Annotated in this window: 11 protein-coding genes; 3 read left to right on the top strand and 8 right to left on the bottom strand. The window is 32.6% G+C overall.

Translation table 11 applies throughout. The annotated features are described in order from the left end of the window. Window positions 1–33: 33 nt before the first annotated feature. The 6 genes from IEV84_RS04835 to IEV84_RS04810 all read right to left on the bottom strand — a co-directional run bounded on the left by IEV84_RS04835 (window position 34) and on the right by IEV84_RS04810 (window position 11513). Complete coding sequence (locus IEV84_RS04835; RefSeq protein ID WP_188493018.1) at window positions 34–2463, bottom strand: hypothetical protein; 2430 nt, start codon at window positions 2461–2463, stop codon at window positions 34–36. Between the two features lie 23 nt (window positions 2464–2486). After that, the gene (locus tag IEV84_RS04830; protein WP_188493016.1) at window positions 2487–3692 is read right to left on the bottom strand and encodes a carboxypeptidase-like regulatory domain-containing protein; all 1206 of its coding nucleotides are present in this window, start codon (window positions 3690–3692) and stop codon (window positions 2487–2489) included. 37 nt (window positions 3693–3729) lie between these two features. Then, complete coding sequence (locus IEV84_RS04825; RefSeq protein WP_188493014.1) at window positions 3730–6216, bottom strand: TonB-dependent receptor plug domain-containing protein; 2487 nt, start codon at window positions 6214–6216, stop codon at window positions 3730–3732. Window positions 6217–6452: 236 nt separating this feature from the next. After that, window positions 6453–8870: a TonB-dependent receptor gene (locus tag IEV84_RS04820; protein ID WP_188493012.1), complete on the bottom strand. Its 2418-nt coding sequence runs from the start codon at window positions 8868–8870 to the stop codon at window positions 6453–6455. A gap of 157 nt (window positions 8871–9027) precedes the next feature. Beyond that, window positions 9028–10689, bottom strand: a complete 1662-nt coding sequence (gene menD / locus IEV84_RS04815; protein WP_188493010.1) for a 2-succinyl-5-enolpyruvyl-6-hydroxy-3-cyclohexene-1-carboxylic-acid synthase — start codon at window positions 10687–10689, stop codon at window positions 9028–9030. 254 nt (window positions 10690–10943) lie between these two features. Beyond that, the gene (locus IEV84_RS04810) at window positions 10944–11513 is read right to left on the bottom strand and encodes a glutathione peroxidase (RefSeq protein ID WP_188493008.1); all 570 of its coding nucleotides are present in this window, start codon (window positions 11511–11513) and stop codon (window positions 10944–10946) included. Between the two features lie 225 nt (window positions 11514–11738). On the opposite strand from IEV84_RS04810, the gene IEV84_RS04805 reads away from it, so the two are divergent. The 3 genes from IEV84_RS04805 (at window position 11739) to IEV84_RS04795 (ending at window position 14186) form a co-directional block, all read left to right on the top strand. Beyond that, entirely contained in the window at window positions 11739–12269 is a 531-nt protein-coding gene (locus IEV84_RS04805) for an RNA polymerase sigma factor (protein WP_188493006.1), read from the top strand. A gap of 4 nt (window positions 12270–12273) precedes the next feature. Further along, window positions 12274–13059, top strand: coding sequence for an anti-sigma factor (locus tag IEV84_RS04800; protein WP_188493004.1), 786 nt, complete (start codon window positions 12274–12276; stop codon window positions 13057–13059). Window positions 13060–13241: 182 nt separating this feature from the next. Then, the gene (locus tag IEV84_RS04795) at window positions 13242–14186 is read left to right on the top strand and encodes a tRNA dihydrouridine synthase (RefSeq protein WP_188493002.1); all 945 of its coding nucleotides are present in this window, start codon (window positions 13242–13244) and stop codon (window positions 14184–14186) included. Window positions 14187–14360: 174 nt separating this feature from the next. On the opposite strand, the gene IEV84_RS04790 is transcribed toward IEV84_RS04795, so the two are convergent. Together IEV84_RS04790 and IEV84_RS04785 are read right to left on the bottom strand one after the other, a co-directional pair. Continuing rightward, complete coding sequence (locus IEV84_RS04790; protein ID WP_188493000.1) at window positions 14361–15947, bottom strand: fibronectin type III domain-containing protein; 1587 nt, start codon at window positions 15945–15947, stop codon at window positions 14361–14363. A 26-nt stretch (window positions 15948–15973) separates the two neighbouring features. Beyond that, a partial coding sequence (locus IEV84_RS04785) for a beta strand repeat-containing protein (protein WP_188492998.1) occupies window positions 15974–18535 on the bottom strand: 2562 nt, incomplete at its 5' end.

Genomic DNA, 18535 nt, shown 5'->3' with positions numbered 1-18535 from the left:
TGTCCCGAATAAAATATTACAGCAGGACTTCATTTATTTTTTAATGTTATAATAAATATTCTTAACCACAGGAATTCCGCTACCAGTAATTCCTTCTAAAGCTACTTTTACTTTAGTTTCTACCTTGGTATTATAAAAATTCACATTGGTATTTCCAGATTTATCAGGATGCACATAAGGATTCCAATAAATAGTATTTCTAACTCCTACATTTTTATCCAACTCAGGATTTGGTTTTTCAGGATCTGGCGAATAAAAAGTGCGTGCGGTGTAAAAGCCTTCTAGTTCTTTATTAACGGCATAGACAGGAACTATTTTTTTACGTTGCCCATCTTTTGCACTTGTAAAAATGGAAACTAGAGTTAGTTTGCCATATAGCTCCCGTATGTGTATTCCACTTACAACTTCTATTCTAAGTGCTTCATCAGGAGATACTGAAAGTAATTGATCTCCACTCACCGCCTGAAAACCATCTATTAATACTGCAAAAGGCATTTTGGAAGCATCTTTTGCTACTATACTGTCATAATTAACAGAAACAACACCTCTCAACTCTTGTTCCAAATAATCAACAAAATTGTAAAATTTATTGGCTTCTATTTTATTTACCTTATAACTATAATCAGGAACTCCGTAAAATGGATTAATTTTGTTTTTCTTAGCCTTCACTTCAACTTCTTTCAACATATTCTCCGGTTTTATTCCAAAAGCAATATATTTTTTAGAAACATTTTTAACAACCGAATGAGTTGTTTCAGGCAAAAGAATGATTTCCTTTTTTAATCTAACAAACATTGGAGTCCGTTCAATCGAATCCAAAACAATTTCCCCTCTGAATTTTCCTTTTTCATTAACATTGTTTAAGTACATATTCGCTTTATCAGAAAACAGCAAGTTTTCAAATTGGAATCTGCCTGTAGCATCGGTGGTTGCATTAAAAATTCCATGATTTTTTTTACTCATCAAAGCCAATGTTAAATTATTATTTACCAATGGAGTATCTGCAAAAACTTGCTTCACTCTTCCTGAAATAGTAATCCCTTTTTCTACTTTAAAACAGTTTTTTTCATCCAGTTTTGGCATTGATTTCCATACAAAATCACGCCAACCCTGGGTCAACAATAAATTATCTAAATGTTCTAATCGTTTGGGATTATTGGTGTCAAAATAATAGCCCGGATGATTTACTTTTCCTTTAATGTCAGATTCCATCAGGAAATACGAACTTATATTTGAATCAAAATTGGCATCTTCAACTCCATTCATATCGGTAACACTCAAAGAAAAACTGGCTGATTTTAGCAATCCTTCTTTTGACTTAGATGAGACATAAACTATAGCTTTTTCATTAGGTTCGTAAGTATCATTATCAGTTGAGAGTTCAACTTCCAAATCATGTTCTTTTTCAATGTAAATCAATCGCTCGCTATGTGGTCTATTGGTTTTGTCAAATAATGTAATTTGACTAATTCCTTCGGGAGTTTTGTCTTTTGGCAATTCAAAAGATAAACTTGTTTCGGTTAAAGTTTGTGCGGTTTCCAAATACGAATTTCCTTTGGCTTTGCAAACCACCGTAAGTTGAGTATTAGGATTTTGCAATAAAGTGGCTTGATTAGTGTTAATACTGATAACATTTCGACCTTTTATTGTCCTGAAATTGAGCAAATAACCTTGTTGAAGAACATTAGGAAGTTCTTGACGAATTTCTGTTCCTGTTGAAGTTTTAATTTTAGCATAATACTTTTTACTTTCCATCGGTACAAACTGAAATTTCCCCATGCCATCGTGAACACTTTCAAAAGTGGTAACCAATTCATTATTGGAGTCCAATAATTCCCCTATAATTTCAATAGGTTTTCCGTTCCTATCAACGGCTTTAAAACCAACAACGCTGGATACATTTTCTATAAGTGAACCACCTTCGGGGAAGAATTCAACTTTAAAAGCATTTTGTTTGGCGACTTCTCTATTCGATTTTTGAGATTCCAAAACCGGTTTTTGAGTAACTTTTGTGTTCTCTTTCGAATCAAAAACATCAATGATTTCAATGTCTTTTTTAAATACAAAGTCTTCTCCAAAATTCCGATTCCAATTCGTATAAGCCCTTAATTGGTATTTTCCGGGTTTTACACCCAGAGAATCCTGTAATGCAAAATCGCCATGACCTAAACCCATTTCTAAATTGGTTTTGTTTCGGGCAATTATTTTAGCATCTGAGGAAATTAATTCGACATACAAAATGTTACTATTATCAAAAAGCAGGTTGTTTGAGGCACGTACATTATAAGCTTTGTACCATAAATCTTCGCCAACAAAATAAGTGGATCGATCGGTGTGAAGATAGATTTTCTCTATGTCAAGAATGGATTTTTTGTCCTGGGCTTTAATCCAAAAAGGAAGAAAAAAAACAACCCATAAAAGTCCTAAAACATACTTTTTATTACAGATAAAATCTTTTTGCATAAACTATACTTTAAAAGTTACATTCATCTATTTTTAATACCACTATTTACATCAATAAAACTTCTTTCCTCATTTGATAATAATATTGAGCTTGCGGTTGTAATATTATCTTTGGGCAAATTTTGATAAATTGGTTTTGATAAATTAATCAGCCCCAAATTCTTAACTTTTTCCATAGGAGTATCTTTTAAAACAAATAAATTGTTTTTTATATTTCCATTATGCTTTACATCATTGTATGTAATATTAAAATCGGCGCTAACCTCAAAGGAATTTAGGGACCAATGATTACTCTTATTTTTTATAAAATTTAATATTGAAACAGAATTAATATTTTCATATGAAAACCTTTTGTTTCCTCTGACAGTAAAACTTTTAGTAATTCTGTTTTGATTTTCAACTTCATTAGTAATTGAAATGATTGCTTTAGTTTTTTTATCAAAAATAATTTTTCCCTTACTTCTGTATAAATAATTAGAAGTACTTTTCCAATCAGACGTAAAAGAAACAATCAATTCATTATCAGAAGATTTTTCTATAACAGCCTCCAAATCTGGATTATATTTTATAAAATTAACCAGAAAGCTATTTAGATAAATAGAACTAATAAGGTTTGTTGTATTTATAAATCCGCTATTCGAAGGAATATTATCTTTAGGAATATCCATAAAAACATCCATCGGATTATTAATATTATAATCGATGGCACCTAAACGCATTTTTAAATCACTTAAATGCTTGATTTGATAACTTTTACTCCACCAATTGACCTTAGTCAATATTAATCGTTTTAATTTATTATCTATTGAAAGTGTTTCTTTAAAATTACATTCTTTTTCAAAAGCCTGATTCTCATATAATTTTTCATAATTCTTAAGAACATAAAGTAATGCTTTATTTAAGTTAAAAGAACTGACAACAACTTCATCGAGATCGATTGATTTTGGAGTTAGATAAAAAGTATTCGAATTTTGTAACTCTTTAGAATTAATGTTTTTTTCCTGATAAGCAATGTGTGAAATTTTTAAATCATAATCCCTAATATTTATGGAGGCTTCTCCATCTGAATTTGTAAAAGTACCTTCCTGAATTTCAGGATAATAAATATTTACTGTTTCAATGGGTAATTTAGTTACGCTGTCTAATATCAAAATTGCTCTATTTTGAGAATAGGAAATAATACTATTCAATAGTATAATAATCCTAAAGCAATTTTTTATTTTTTTCATTCTTTTTATTCTTTTAAATGTGAATTAAGATTATTGTTTATTTTTTAATAGTGTAATAAGTATTCTTAACCACAGGAATTCCATTAGCGGTAATCCCTTCCAGAGCTACTTTTACTTTTGTTTCAACCTTAGTATTGTAATAATTCACACTGGCATTACCCGTTTCATCGGGATGTACATAAGGATTCCAATAAATGGTATTTCTAACTGCTGCGTTTTTATCTAATTCTGGATTGGGTTTTTCCGGATCTGGTGAATAGAATATTCTTGCGGTGTAAAAACCTTCTATTTCTTTTTTAATGGAATGAAAAGGATCTTTTTTAGATTTATTCCCTCTATTTCCATTTGTAAAAATAGAAATAACGCTACCATCAGTTTCCTTTTCCAATATGAATAAATCTTTAACAATTGAACTTTGTATTACATCTATTTTTTCTACATCATTAGGCAAAATCCAATCTAATTCCCTAGCATCTATCATTGGACTACCGTCTATTAAAATTAGCGGTGTTTTATCTGGTATAAGTTCCCCTTCAGGTGTTTCGTCACGTGCTCCTACACCAATAACACTAGCCCCTATAACATAAACACTTCTATCAACAACTACAACACCCGGAACTTTATCTAAAACATCGTAAATAGTTGTTAATTTTTTAGTGCTTTCATCGGCTGTATAGCTGTAATCAGCAACTCCATAAAAAACTGGTCGGACAAATTTATTTTTGGATTTAATTACAACTTCTTTCAAAATGTTTTCTGGTTTTACTCCATTAGCAATAAATTTTTTCAATACATTTTCAGCAAATGAGCTTATTGTATCAGGTAAACTCATTACTTCCTTTTTTAATAAAATTGGAATTGGAGCTAGTTCAATAGAATCCAAAACAATTTCGCCTCTAAATTTCCCTTTTTCATCTCTAGTATTGAGATACATATTTGTTTTTCCTGAAAACATCAAATTTTCAAATTGAAAACGTCCAATAGAATCAGTAACAGTACTAAAAATATTCCGATTCTTTTTACTCATTAAAGCTAATGTCAAATTATTATTTATTAATGGTTTCTCACTAAAAAGTTGTTTGACTCTGCCTGAAATGGTGATTCCTTTTTCTGCTTTAAATAATTTTTTTTGGTCAATCTGATGCACGTTTTTCCAAACGAAATCACGCCAACCTTGGGTCAACAATAAATTATCTAAATGTTCCAAACGTTTTGGGTTATTCGTATCAAAATAATAAGCAGGATGATACACTTTACCTCTAATATCAGATTCCATCAGGAAATAAGAACTTATATTTGATTCGAAATTGTCGTTTTCAACTCCATTCATATCGGTTACACTCAATGAAAAACTGGCTGATTTGCCTTCACCTGATTTTGATTTTGAAGAAACCGTTATCACGGCTTTTTCATTGAGTTCATATATTTCTTTATCAGTTTCGAGTTCGACCTCAAAATTCTTTTCTTTTTCGACATAAATTAATCGTTCGCTTTGGGGTTTGTTATTGTCGAATAAAGTGATTTGGCTTATTCCCTCTGGGGTTTTGTCTTTTGGCAATTCAAATGATAAAGAAGTTTCGTTTAGTATTTGAGAAGTTTCTAAATAGGGAATTCCTTTGGCTTTGCAAATCACTGTAAGCTTTGTATTAGGATTTTGTGATAAAGTGGCTTCATTGGTACTAATACTGATAATATTTCGACCTTTTATTGTCCTGAAATTGAGCAAATAACCTTGTTGAAGAACATTAGGAAGTTCTTGACGAATTTCTGTTCCTGTTGAAGTTTTAATTTTAGCATAATAGCTTTTTCCTTCCATGGGTAACATTTGTAATTTTCCCATACCATCATGAACGCTCTCAAAAGTGGTAACCAATTCGTTATTAGAATCCAATAATTCTCCATTAATTTCAATAGGTTTTCCGTTGCTATCAACGGCTTTAAAACCAACGACACAGGCTACATTTTCTAAAAGTGAACCACCTTCGGGGAAAAATTCAACTTTATAAAAATTTTGTTTGGCGACTTCTTTTTTAGCCGGTTTCGATTCTGAAGAAATACTTTTGGATCTTTTCGTTTTGTCTTGCGCTTCAAAAACATCAATAATTTCTATATCTTTTTTAAAGATAAAATCATCTCCAAAATTTCGATTCCAATTGGTATAAGCCCTTAATTGGTATTTTCCGGGTTTTACTTTAATAGAATCTACTAATTGAAAATCGCCGTGACCCAATCCCATTTTTAAATTAGTTTTATTGCGGGCAATCATTTTTGAATCAAAGGAAATTAATTCGACATATAAAATATTACTGTTATCAAAAAGCAAGTTATTAGAAGCTCTTACATTATAAGCTTTGTACCATAAATCTTCGCCAACAAAATAAGTGGATCGATCAGTATGAAGATATATTTTTTCAATGTCAGGAATGGATTTTTGTTGTTGAGCCTGTAAAAAACCAAATGATACCAATAACCAAAAAACAGCGACTAAACTGTGTTTTTTACTTCTTAAAAAAATCGAAACCATATAAATTAAAGTTTACGTTATACAATACAACAACTAAAAACGCCTAAAATTCTTAATAAATCATCTCACAATTATTAAGCCATTAATTACAAAAAAAATATTAATTCCAAATAAAATGATGATTTCATTTACAAAAAAACCGTTGTAAAAAAACAAAAAAATTAAATCTTTGCTCTTTTCAACGGTTTACTGCTTGTATCAAATTAATTACAACAACTAAAAAAAAATAGAAAAAACTACTTTAAATTCTCTTGCTTTTTAATGTTATAATAAGTTTTCTTAACTACCGGGATTCCCGAGGCTGTAATTCCTTCTAAAACTACTTTAACTTTGGTTTCTACTTTAGTATTCTCAAAACTTACCGTTGCGGTTCCTGTTTCGTTAGGATGTACATACGGATTCCAATAAATAGTGTTTCTTACGGCTGCTTTATCATCCAACTCTAAATTAGGTTTTTCCGGATTGGGCATATAAAAAAACCGAGCAGAATAAAAGCCGTCTATTTCTTTTTTAATATTATTAAAACCTCCTTTTTCAACAGGTTTTACTCCTTTTTTAAGATAAATAGCAATAACTCCATTAGCTCCTTCTGAACCATAGACCACAGTTCCCGGTCCTTTTAATGCTTCGATTTTTTCAATATCGCTGGGCTGGATAATATCAATATCGGATTGATTCATCACAGGAAAACCATCTAATATAAAAAGTGCCGGTCCGTCAAAACGCATGAATCGAACCGAATTACCCGTTGTGATGACTCCGGGAATTACAAACTGAATAAAATTATAGATATCACTCGTTACAGGCGATTTTTCATCAACAACGTATGAAAAATCAGGAATACCATGAAGACTGAATGTGGTGTTTTTCTTTTTTCCGGTAATTTTAACTTCATCCAAAATATTTTCGGGTTGTATCCCAAAAGCTACATTTTTCTTAAACACATGGTCAACTACTTTTTGTAAAGGATTGGTCCAATTTATTGCTTCTTTTTGGAATGAAACCGCAACCGGAGTCTGCTCAATAGGATTCACTATTATTTCCCCTCTGAACTTACCTTTATCATTTCTGGAATTTAAAAACATATTGGTTTTCTCAGAAAACATCATATTTTCAAATTTGAATCCTCCATTGGCATCTGTTATTGCATTAAAGATATTCATGTGTTTTTTATTGATTAAAGCCAGTGTCAAATTTATATTTACCAATGGTTTTTCGCCTAGAAGCTGTTTAACCCTACCTGAAATAGTAATTCCTTTTTCTGCTTTATAACTAATAGTATCCTTAGATTGAGGTGTCGTTTTCCATACAAAATCACGCCAACCCTGGGTTAACAATAAATTGTCTAAATGCTCCAGTCTCTTTGGATTATTGGTATCAAAATAATAAGCCGGATGATGTAATTTTCCTCTAATATCTGACTCCATCAGGAAATACGAACTTATATTAGTCCCGCTATCTTTATCTTCTGTTTCCCCATTCATATCCGTAACACTCAACGAAAAACTTGCTGATTTAGCCACACCAGCCTTCGTTTTTGACGAAACAGCAATTGTTGTTTTTTCACTTGGTTTATAAATCGTTTTGTCAGCAACTAATTGCACATCTAAGTCCGACTCTTTTTCAATATAAATCAAACGTTCACTTTGCGGTTTAGCGTTACTGTCATAAACTGTGATTTGGCTGATACCATCTGGTGTTTTCTCTTTTGGCAGTTCAAAAGACAATACAGTTTGTTTTATTGTAAATTCAGTTTCTAAATAAGAAATCCCTTTGGATTTGCAAATCACTGTAAGTACCGGATTCGGATTTTGTGCCAAAGTAGCTTCGTTGGTAGTAATGCTCAGAATATTTCTCCCTTTCAAAGCTCTGAAACCTATTACATAACCTTGTTTGAGGACATTAGGAAGTTCTAATTTTATTTCTTCTCCGGATGATGTTTGAACCTTTGCAAAATATTTTTTCCCCTCCATTGGCAGTATTTGAAATTTTCCCATACCATCATGAGGACTCAAAAACATGGTAACTAACTCGTCATTAGAATCAACAATTTCTCCCTTAACATCTATTGGATTTCCACTACTATCAACGGCTTTAAAACCTACAACACTGGCTACATTTTCTATAAGCGAACCACCTTCTGGGAAAAATTCAAGCTTAAAATTAGTTTCTTTACCCTTTACTGAAACTTTATTTTCAATTGCTAAATTTTGCGTTTTTTTTGCTTTAGAGTGACTTTCGAAAACATCAATTATTTCGATATTTTTTTTAAACACAAAATCTTCTCCAAAATTTCGATTCCAATTTGTATAAGCTCTTAATTGATATTTTCCCGGTTTTACCCCCAAAGAATCCTGCAATTGAAAATCTCCATGCCCCAGTCCCATTTCCAGATTGGTCTTATTTCGGGCAATTATTTTAGAATCCGGAGAAATTAATTCGACATATAAAATGTTGCTGTTATCAAAAAGAATATTATTGTAAGCACGTACATTATACGCCTTATACCATAAATCTTCACCAATAAAATAAGTAGTTCTATCAGTATGAAGATAAACTTTTTCAACATCAGCAATCGTTTTTTTATTCTGCGCCTGTATAAAACTAACAGCGAAAACAAGCCATAAAAAAGAAAGAACTGAGTATTTTTTCATTCCTCGAAAAGATGTCAACATTTAAAATGTAAATTAAAATTAAACAATATCTAAAGCGCTTAAAGATATGTAAAAATCTTATTAATTAACAAAATGAAAAAATCTTATTCAAAAGAATTATCAGATTAAAATTCTAAAAATCAATTGGATTGAAAAACTATACCAGCTCTTTAAAAAACTGCTTCAAAATAACATCGTTTTCCGTTGTAGGCGTGAATACTTCTAAAATAGCTGCCTTAGTGTTTTGCGCATATAATTGCTTCAAACCACTTTCTAAACTGTTTTCATCTGTGGCTGTTATGTATTCCAAACCATACATCTTAGCCAAATGTTCGGCTGTTAAACCATGTGAAGTTTCGAAAAAAGTATTAAAAACAGCATTTTCTTCATGCCCCGGTAAAATTCTGAAAATACCTCCACCTCCATTATTAATCAAAATAATTTTGAAATCTTTCGGAATATAATTATTCCAAAGTGCATTACTATCATACAAGAAACTCACATCTCCGCTAATAAAAACCGTTTGCTTTTTACTCGCCAATGCCGCTCCAATAGCTGTTGAAGTACTGCCGTCAATACCGCTGGTTCCGCGATTACAATAAACCTCGATTGAAGAATCGATAGCTATTAATTGCGCATAACGAATAGCTGCGCTGTTGCTAATTTGCAATTGGCTGTTTTTAGGCAAACTTTTAATTACGGTATCAAAAACCGTGAAATCAGAAAAAGGTGTTTTGGCTAAATAAATTTCCTGTTTCTCCTTTCGAAGCAATTGAACTTGCTTATTTTTTTCAAAATAATCACTTTCTACAGCAATAGTTAATGGTAAAAAAGCTTCAAAAAAAGTATTGGGATTGACTTCGAAATGTTTAGTCAAGACTCCAAAAGTATCATAAGCACGTAAAGAATCAATATGCCAATGCTGTTTTGGTTTATACTTGCGTAAAAAAGCTTTGATACGCTTAGACACAATCATTCCGCCAAAAGTAATTAAGATTTCCGGACAGAAATCTTCAAAATCACCATTATCAAACGGTGTAATGATAGTATCAATATTCGAAATAAAATCAGGATGATGTAAATTAGAAGTTGTTTCGGTCATCACCACCACCGATTCATCTTGGGCTAAAGCCTCAATAGCTGCATCCGAAATAGCATTAGGATCGTTAACTCCTACTAATACTAATTTCTTAGTGGATTTATTCCAAATTTCAACAAAAGAACTCAAATCTTCCAAAGGAGTTATTGGATTCAAACTCGCAAAATGATGTACCATCACATCAATAGAAAGTCCTGAAACTGTTTCATACAAAGGTTCTTCAAAAGGCGCATTGATATGTACCGGTCCTTTTTTATAAAAGGCTACATCTATGGCTTCGTTGATTTTATAATCGTTTTCTTTTGAAACTTCTTCAGTCAAATTAGCATTATACAAAGAATGATTAGCAAAAACATTTTCCTGACGAATGGTTTGCCCGTCGCCAATATCAATCTTACTTTGCGGTCTGTCTGCCGAAATAACAATCAAAGGAATCTGACTGTAAAAAGCTTCGGCAACAGCGGGATAATAATTCAACAATGCCGAACCGGAAGTACACACAACAGCCACCGGACGCTTGATTTGCTGTGCCATTCCCAAGGCAAAAAATGCCGCACAACGCTCATCGGCAATACTATAACAATTAAAATCAGGATTATTGGCAAAACCAATAGTTAAAGGTGCATTTCTTGAACCGGGAGAAATGACGATATCGAGGATTCCTTTGGCTTGACAAATTTGGATGATGCTTTGTGCTAAAGGTATTTTGGGGTAAATCATTGTTTTTATTTCAAAAAGAAACAAAGATACAAAGTTGCATTACTTTTAAGGTTTTTAAAACTGAATTTTATTCTGTTAAAACCTTTTTAAAAACCATTAAGAAATTAAGAAAATTTAGACTTCGTGAAAATGATATTTTTTAACATATAAGTCATTGAAGTTTTTTACTCTTTCAAAGTTTTAATTTTAAAAGAACATTAAAAAATATTTACAAATTAACTCTTCTTAATTTCTTAATGGTAAATTGAAAAAAATTATTGTTTGATCCAGTTTACAATTTCCGGAGCGTCCGGTTTGGTTTTAGAATAATACACTTCTACCAAATGTCCTTTTTCGTCAATTAAATACTTTTGGAAATTCCATTTTACCTCTGAATCTTTCACTCCGTTTTTCTCTTTTTGAGTTAAAAATTGATAAATCGGACTCATATCAGATCCTTTTACTGAGATTTTAGCCATCATAGGAAAAGTTACTCCGTAATTTAATTTACAGAAAGTTTCAATCTCCTTGTTAGTTCCCGGTTCTTGTCCGTTAAAATTATTCGCTGGAAAACCAATAATTGTAAAACCTTTGGCTTTGTATTCTTTATAAATTGCTTCTAGTTGTTCGTATTGTGACGTATAACCACATTTAGAAGCTGTGTTGACAATCAATACTTTTTTGCCTTTTAAAGTCGAAAAATCAAAGGTATCTCCATCTAATTTCTCAACTTTAAATTGATAAATACTTTGGGAATCGACTTTTTTTACCTTTTTGTTTTGCGCCTGAACCAATCCGCTAAAAAGAAGCATGGCACTACAAACCATCAATACTATTTTTTTCATGTGCTTTTTTTTTTTGCTAAAATTAATCAAATTCAGTTCATCGAAATTATTTTCAACCGCTAATTTTAGATAAACAAAGGTTAAATAAACCCTAATAATTTACTTCAGGGAAACTCATTTGGGCTGAAAGAAAAGAAAAAATAAGGTTTTTATTTCTTTAATCTACTAAAAGCTATTCATTACTAAATAAGTTTGTATTATGTTTGTATTGAAAAATAAAAAACTATGAGCCAGGACGAATTATTAGTTTTAATCTATAAAAAGGACGAAAAAGCCTTTACTTATCTTTATGATATGTATGCTAAAAGTCTCTTTTCGGTAATTAGTGTTCTAGTTAAAAACACCGAAGAAGCCGAAGATGTATTACAGGAAGTTTTTATCAAAATATGGAAAAACATCGAAAGTTATAACGAAAGTAAAGGTCGTTTTTACACCTGGATACTCAATATTGCACGTAATACCGCTATTGATAAATTACGTTCTAAAAACTTTAACAACAGTCAAAAAAACTTAGCTGCCGATAATTTCGTAAATCTATTAGAAGACAGCAATAAACTGGTTAATAAAGTTGATGGAATTGGAATACAGGAATTCATAAAAAGATTAAAGCCTAAATGTATTCAAATAATAGATTTATTGTTTTTTAAAGGCTATACACAACAAGAAGCTGCGGAAGAACTGGAAATTCCTCTGGGAACTGTCAAAACGCACAACCGAAACTGTATTAATGATTTAAGAAACTATTTGAAAGTATAGTACAATGGACACGAAAGAATATATAGAATCAGGCATATTAGAACTTTACGTTTACGGCTCATTAACCGAAGCTGAAAGCGCAGAAGTAGCAGCAATGGCTAAAAAACACCCCGAAATTAATGCTGAAATTATAGCAATTGAAAAATCTATTATATCATTATCTTCCAGTTTTTCGCCATTTCAATCTGTAGAAAACTACACTAAAATTAAGGAAAAGCTAGGCTTAAACGAAACAGAGGTAATCCCAATGACTCCAAAGAAAAATTGGGCTGCATTTATAGGTTGGGCTGCAGCAATACTGTTGTTAGTTGGAATTGGTTTTCAATATACCCAATTAGAACAAAGTAATACTCAAGTCGTAAATACAACAAATGAAAAAGCTAAAATTGAAAAAGAATTAAAAGAATTAGCTATCAAAAAAGTAGCTGTTGAAACCACTTTAGCCGTAATAAAAGACGACAAAAATACCGTAGTAGCTCTTGGAGGTCAAACCGTAGCTCCGGAATCTTCAGCAAAAATATATTGGAACAAAGAAACCCAAAAAGTATATGTAGATGCTTCCGGTTTACCAGAACCTCCTAAAGGCATGGTGTACCAGGTTTGGGCATTGAAACTCAATCCGCTTACGCCAACAAGTATTGGGTTATTGGATAACTTTGATACAAATGACCAACGTTTCTTTGCAGTTAGCAATACCGGAGACGCTCAGGCATTTGGAATTACATTGGAACCAGCCGGAGGAAGTTTAACACCTACAATGGAACAATTATATACTTTGGGTAAAGTGTAAACTTTTAACCTTTTTTAAAACCATTAAGAAAATTAAGTTTCATTAAGAGTTGAGCTTAATTTTCTTAATGGTTCAAAAAAAGAAAACTCAACTTTAAATCAAAAAGGCTTTCATTCGAAAGTCTTTTTTGGTTTTGTGCAGTTTAGTTCTACATTGAGTATATTTGCACAATTATAATTTTCATGAGCTACACCCTACTTTCGTCCCCACTACAAGGATTTACTGATTTTCGTTTTAGAAATGCCCAGAATAAATACTTTGGTGGAATTGACACTTTTTATTCGCCTTACATTCGTTTGAATGGAAAACTGGTTATCAAATCTTCTTATCAACGTGATTTACTTCCTGAAAATAACGAAGGATTAGAAGTTATCCCACAGGTAATTACTAATGATGCCGACGAATTTTTATTTGTATCTAAATATGTTCAGGAATTAGGTTATAAAGAACTGAATTGGAATCTAGGTTGTCCTTATCCGATGGTAACGAAGTCTGGAATGGGTTCGGGACTGATTTGCCAAACTCAAAAAATTGATCATATTCTGGAAAGAGTTCATACTGAATCAGACATTATAGTTTCTATGAAAATGCGTTTGGGTTATGATAATGCCAACGAAATTCTGGATGTATTGCCACTTTTGGAAAAATATCCTATCAAAAATGTGGCGATTCATGCCCGCATTGGAAAACAATTGTACAATGGCGGCGTGAACTTAGACGGTTTCCAACAATGTGTGGATAACACTAAATTGAAATTGTATTACAATGGCGATATTACTTCGGTAACCCAATTCCACAAAATGCAGGAACGATTCCCAACCATAGACCATTGGATGATAGGCCGTGGTTTAATTGCCGATCCATTCTTACCCACTATGATTAAAAACAATAACGCCGAATATCCATCCAATAAAATGGAATTATTCAGCGATTTTCATGATACTTTGTACGACGGTTATAGCGAATCCTTATCGGGAGCTACCCATATTTTGTTGAAAATGCACCATCTATGGGAGTATTTTTCGGTGATTTTTTCTAATCCACATAAAGTGCATAAAAAGATAAAAAAAGCGAAAAGTATCCGAAATTATGAGCAGGCGGTTAGGGAGATTGTTAAGGAGGGGTGATTTGTAAATTATATTGACTAGTCCTAAATAATCTGTATCGACTATTTAGGACTAGTCAATCTTTTAAAGAGATTTTCCTTTAAACTTTTATCCACTGTCTATCAATTCAATTTCATTAACTTCAACAGGATAATAGTGTCAAAACTTATAATAAAGATGATAAGATTATCTTTATTATTGCTCAAAAATTAAATCATCAAAATACACAGTATCATCCATAGAATTGCTTGCATTTGAAGATATTTCTAACTTACGAATCCCTTCAATATTAATTATCACTTGCTCATAATTATAGTAATTATTAGGAGAAATGTTTGCTATGACAGTACCTATAAGCATATCATTTGCATCATATCCTTTAAAAGTAATTTGACTAATTGAAGTCATATCTGTAGTTGCAATCCAAATACTTTTAGCGTTAAAGTTGTCAGTGTTTATTAATTCTATAGTATTACTATAATCACTTAAATCAACTGCCCAGGCATTATTGCCCGAATTTACTGGCCAACTAGTATTATAACTGTATGCTGAACCAGAAGTACTCCAAGTTGAACTGTTTACAGTCTGTGGAAAATTACTCCCACCAAATTCAAAGGATAGTGTTCTCGAAACAGGAGGAGTAATATTTATTACTGAATTAGACACTCCACTTGATACACTTGTTCCAACAGCATTAGTTGCAGAAATAGTAAAAGTATAAGCTTTTCCATTAATCAAATTTGGTACAATGATAGTACCACTTCCAGCCTGTGCTAAAGTTCCTGTATTCCCTCCGGGAGACGCTACTGCTGTATATAAAGTAATCGGAGAGTCTCCATCTGAAATGGGGGCGGTAAAAGAAACTGAAGTTTGAGAGCTGGTTGCTATAGCTGTTCCTATAATTGGAGCGTCTGGAATAGTTGTAGAAATCTTTCCATTGGAATTAATACTTCCATTTCTTTCACTTGTTGAAAGAGCTCCATATTTAGTTAAATGAGCGGTAGCCATATCTGTAATATTTCCATTACCCGTAATAAAAGTTTTTTTCTTAAAAACTGAAATTTCATCAATTTGACCACCTGATCTAAATGTCAAAGCAATAGTATCAAAAGGAATTGAACTATTATAAATAGCAGCAGGATTCCCAGGATTCGAATAATCAAAAGTTGATAAAACGGGATTAACCCACATTTTAGTCGTGTTGTTATTATAATCAATTTGAATAATTACTAAACTAAGATCAAAAACAGAATAACTAGAATTAATTATTTGTCCTCCTGCCAAAATACTCATTTTTTGTTGTGCATTATTCCCACCAAAAGAAGCTATGGTAGTTCCTCCTGAATTAAGGTCTAATCTATCTGTTCCTCCGCCCGAAGAATTAAAATCAGAAATAAATTGCAAGTATACTATACCACTATTGGGGTTTTTAATAGCTCTTCTAACTGAATGTGGTTGATATTGCCCATATCCTCCCCATTGAAGTTTATTTCCTTTAATATTTAAGCCCGTATAGGAAAGTCCCGAAGAATTGACAATCATTGTACTATTTCCATAAAAACCCGCCTCCCAATTCCCAAACCAACCTGATCCTCCACTTTGATTAGCTATATCTGTATTGTTTGGATAGTCGAATCCTTCATAAGCTATAAGTTCAAAGCCAGGCGGTATAGATTGAGCATTACATTTAAAAATAATTAAAACATAAAAAACAAAGATTTTAATTATAATTTTAAAAAAATTACTCATCCTAAAACTATCTTTTAATAATGATTCATTCATACTTTTTTTTATTACTAAAACGATTTTTAATGAAAATAATCGAATTGGATTCTATCTCCGGCTGTTAATGAATATGTCCCATTATTAGCGGGAACATAATTTAATGTTGTACCTGTCCAACTATAAGCATTATTACTAATTCTTATACCATTGATATACATTTTCACTTTACTGTTTTCAGATGGTATTTGTGTTAATGTAAAACTGGTTTGAGCAGCTGTTGCAGTAAATTCATCTGCCTCTTCAGTAACAGTAGTACCCGAACCTCCTGTTGAAACACTTCCATCTGCCATTAAAAATTGAGATGCAGTTCCGCTCGGAATTTTGTAACCAGAAGCAGTTATAGCACCGCTAGTTTTGACATCAGTTATTGATACATTTCCCAATTGAATAGTATTATCATTCGCTACCGTAGCCCCATATCCAATTGCAGTCGCATTAGTTAGTCCAGTTGATGAAACAACTGTAGATGCCCCTATGGCTGTATTATTTGATCCTGTTGTATTTGTTGAGAATGCATTTAATCCAATCGCCGTATTATTATTTCCCGCAGCACTATTAATTAAGGCATTTGTACCTACAGAGGTATTACCCGCACCAGAGGTATACATCAAAGCACGACTTCCAACACCTGTATTATTTGAGCCAGGAGCAGATTCACTTATTGCTTCATTTCCAATAGCAGTATTTGCTGAAGCTCCTGTATTTTTTTGCAAAGCATAAGTCCCAATTGCTGTATTCCATGATCCTGTAGAATTTGAAGATAAAGAAAAATTCCCTATTGCAATATTCCTGCTACTTGAATCACTACCAGCTCCTCTACCAAATTTTGTAGCATTAATAGTTAAATCAGAACTAAATGTTTTTGTCCCTGCAATAGTTTGTGAAGTAGTTAAATCAACAAAACTACCTGTTGTTGCATCAACTACAGCATTAGTTACAAATGATGTAGTAGCAACTTGAGTCGTATTTGTCCCTGCTGGTGCAGTTGGTGCAGTTGGTGTTCCAGTTAAAGCCGGAGAAGCTAAAGTTGCATAAGAAGCTGAATCAACAGACCCATCTGCTTTCAAAAATTGTGAAGATGTACCACCTGATTTCACAAATCCAGTAGTAGTTATAACTCCGGAATAGTTAGCTGTTACAACATTTGATCCAATAGAAAAAGTTGTCCCACTCAATTGAAGTCCTGAACCTGCGCTGTAAGTGGTATCAGTATCTTCACTTGGAATACCTAAACTTACGATATCCGATTTTGAAACATTTAATTTAGAAAAATCTATTGCAGCAACTGAACTAATATCTGTGTTGGAAATTGTACCATCTGCTATTTTGGCTGTAGTAACAGCGTCATCAAAAATTTTAACGGTTGTAATTGCACCATCAGCTATTTTTGATGTGGTTACCGTTCCGTCAGCAACTTTTGATGTAACAACACTATTATCTGCCAAATCAGAAGCTGTAATAGAATTTTCTAAACTCAATTTACTATAAGCAATTGCTGCTATTGAACTAATATCGGCATTGGAAATTGTACCATCAGCTATTTTGGCTGTAGTAACAGCATCATCAAAAATTTTAACGGTTGTAATTGCACCATCAGCTATTTTTGATGTGGTTACCGTTCCGTCAGCAACTTTTGATGTAACAACACTATTATCTGCCAAATCAGAAGCTGTAATAGAATTTTCCAAACTCAATTTACTATAAGCAATTGCTGCTGTTGAACTAATATCGGCATTGGAAATTGTACCATCAGCTATTTTTGCTGTAGTAACAGCAGCATCAAAAATTTTAACGGTTGTAATTACACCATCAGCTATTTTTGATGTGGTTACCGTTCCATCAGCAACTTTTGAAGTGGTTATACTATTCGCTGAAAGATCTGAATTTACTATCGAACTTGCCAAACTTAATTTACTATAAGTGATTGCTGCCGTTGAACTAATATCTGTGTTTGAAATTGTACCATCTACTATTTTAGCAGATGTGATTGCATCATTTGCAACTACAGGTGAAGCAGCTGTTCCTGTTAAATCACCACTCAATTGGATTTTTCCTTTTTCTGTTGTAGTAGCATCTGGTGTACTAGCATTAGTAATTGCAGTTGTAACAAATGCTGTAGTAGCAATTTGAGTCGAATTAGTACCTGCAGTTGCAGTTGGCGCTGTTGGTGTTCCTGTTAAAGCTGGTGATATCAATGGTGCTTTTAAATTCAAAGCAGTAGTAACAGCAGTTTCATTCGCATCTACATCAGCCTGAACAGCATCAATATTTGTTTGTAAAGTAACATCAGTAGTAGTTCTTGCAGAAGTTTCTGTAGCTAAGTCCGCAGCAATGGCAGCTTCAGCAGCTGTAGCACGAGTCACTTCATTTGATAAATTAGTAGTCAGAGTTCCATCAGCTGTAGTTCTTGCTGAAGTTTCTATAGCTAAGTCTGCAGCAATGGCAGCTTCAGCAGCTGTAGCACGGGTAACTTCATTTGATAAATTAGTAGTCAAAGTAGCGTCTGCTGTAGTTCTTGCAGAAGTTTCTGTTGCCAAATCATCAGCAATGGCAGCTTCGGCAGCTGTAGCACGAGTCACTTCATT

Source organism: Flavobacterium palustre (genome assembly GCF_014639535.1).
Classification (GTDB): domain Bacteria; phylum Bacteroidota; class Bacteroidia; order Flavobacteriales; family Flavobacteriaceae; genus Flavobacterium; species Flavobacterium palustre.
The sequence above is the reverse complement of the archived record's forward strand: the minus strand, read 5'-3'. Positions and strand labels throughout refer to the sequence as shown.

What these genes read in the sequence shown, in the direction of transcription:
- IEV84_RS04835 (WP_188493018.1), bottom strand. Translation starts at nt 2,463, where the DNA reads ATGCAAAAAGATTTTATCTGTAATAAAAAGTATGTTTTAGGACTTTTA.
- IEV84_RS04830 (WP_188493016.1), bottom strand. Translation starts at nt 3,692, where the DNA reads ATGAAAAAAATAAAAAATTGCTTTAGGATTATTATACTATTGAATAGT.
- IEV84_RS04825 (WP_188493014.1), bottom strand. Translation starts at nt 6,216, where the DNA reads ATGGTTTCGATTTTTTTAAGAAGTAAAAAACACAGTTTAGTCGCTGTT.
- IEV84_RS04820 (WP_188493012.1), bottom strand. Translation starts at nt 8,870, where the DNA reads ATGAAAAAATACTCAGTTCTTTCTTTTTTATGGCTTGTTTTCGCTGTT.
- menD (WP_188493010.1), bottom strand. Translation starts at nt 10,689, where the DNA reads ATGATTTACCCCAAAATACCTTTAGCACAAAGCATCATCCAAATTTGT.
- IEV84_RS04810 (WP_188493008.1), bottom strand. Translation starts at nt 11,513, where the DNA reads ATGAAAAAAATAGTATTGATGGTTTGTAGTGCCATGCTTCTTTTTAGC.
- IEV84_RS04805 (WP_188493006.1), top strand. Translation starts at nt 11,739, where the DNA reads ATGAGCCAGGACGAATTATTAGTTTTAATCTATAAAAAGGACGAAAAA.
- IEV84_RS04800 (WP_188493004.1), top strand. Translation starts at nt 12,274, where the DNA reads ATGGACACGAAAGAATATATAGAATCAGGCATATTAGAACTTTACGTT.
- IEV84_RS04795 (WP_188493002.1), top strand. Translation starts at nt 13,242, where the DNA reads ATGAGCTACACCCTACTTTCGTCCCCACTACAAGGATTTACTGATTTT.
- IEV84_RS04790 (WP_188493000.1), bottom strand. Translation starts at nt 15,947, where the DNA reads ATGAATGAATCATTATTAAAAGATAGTTTTAGGATGAGTAATTTTTTT.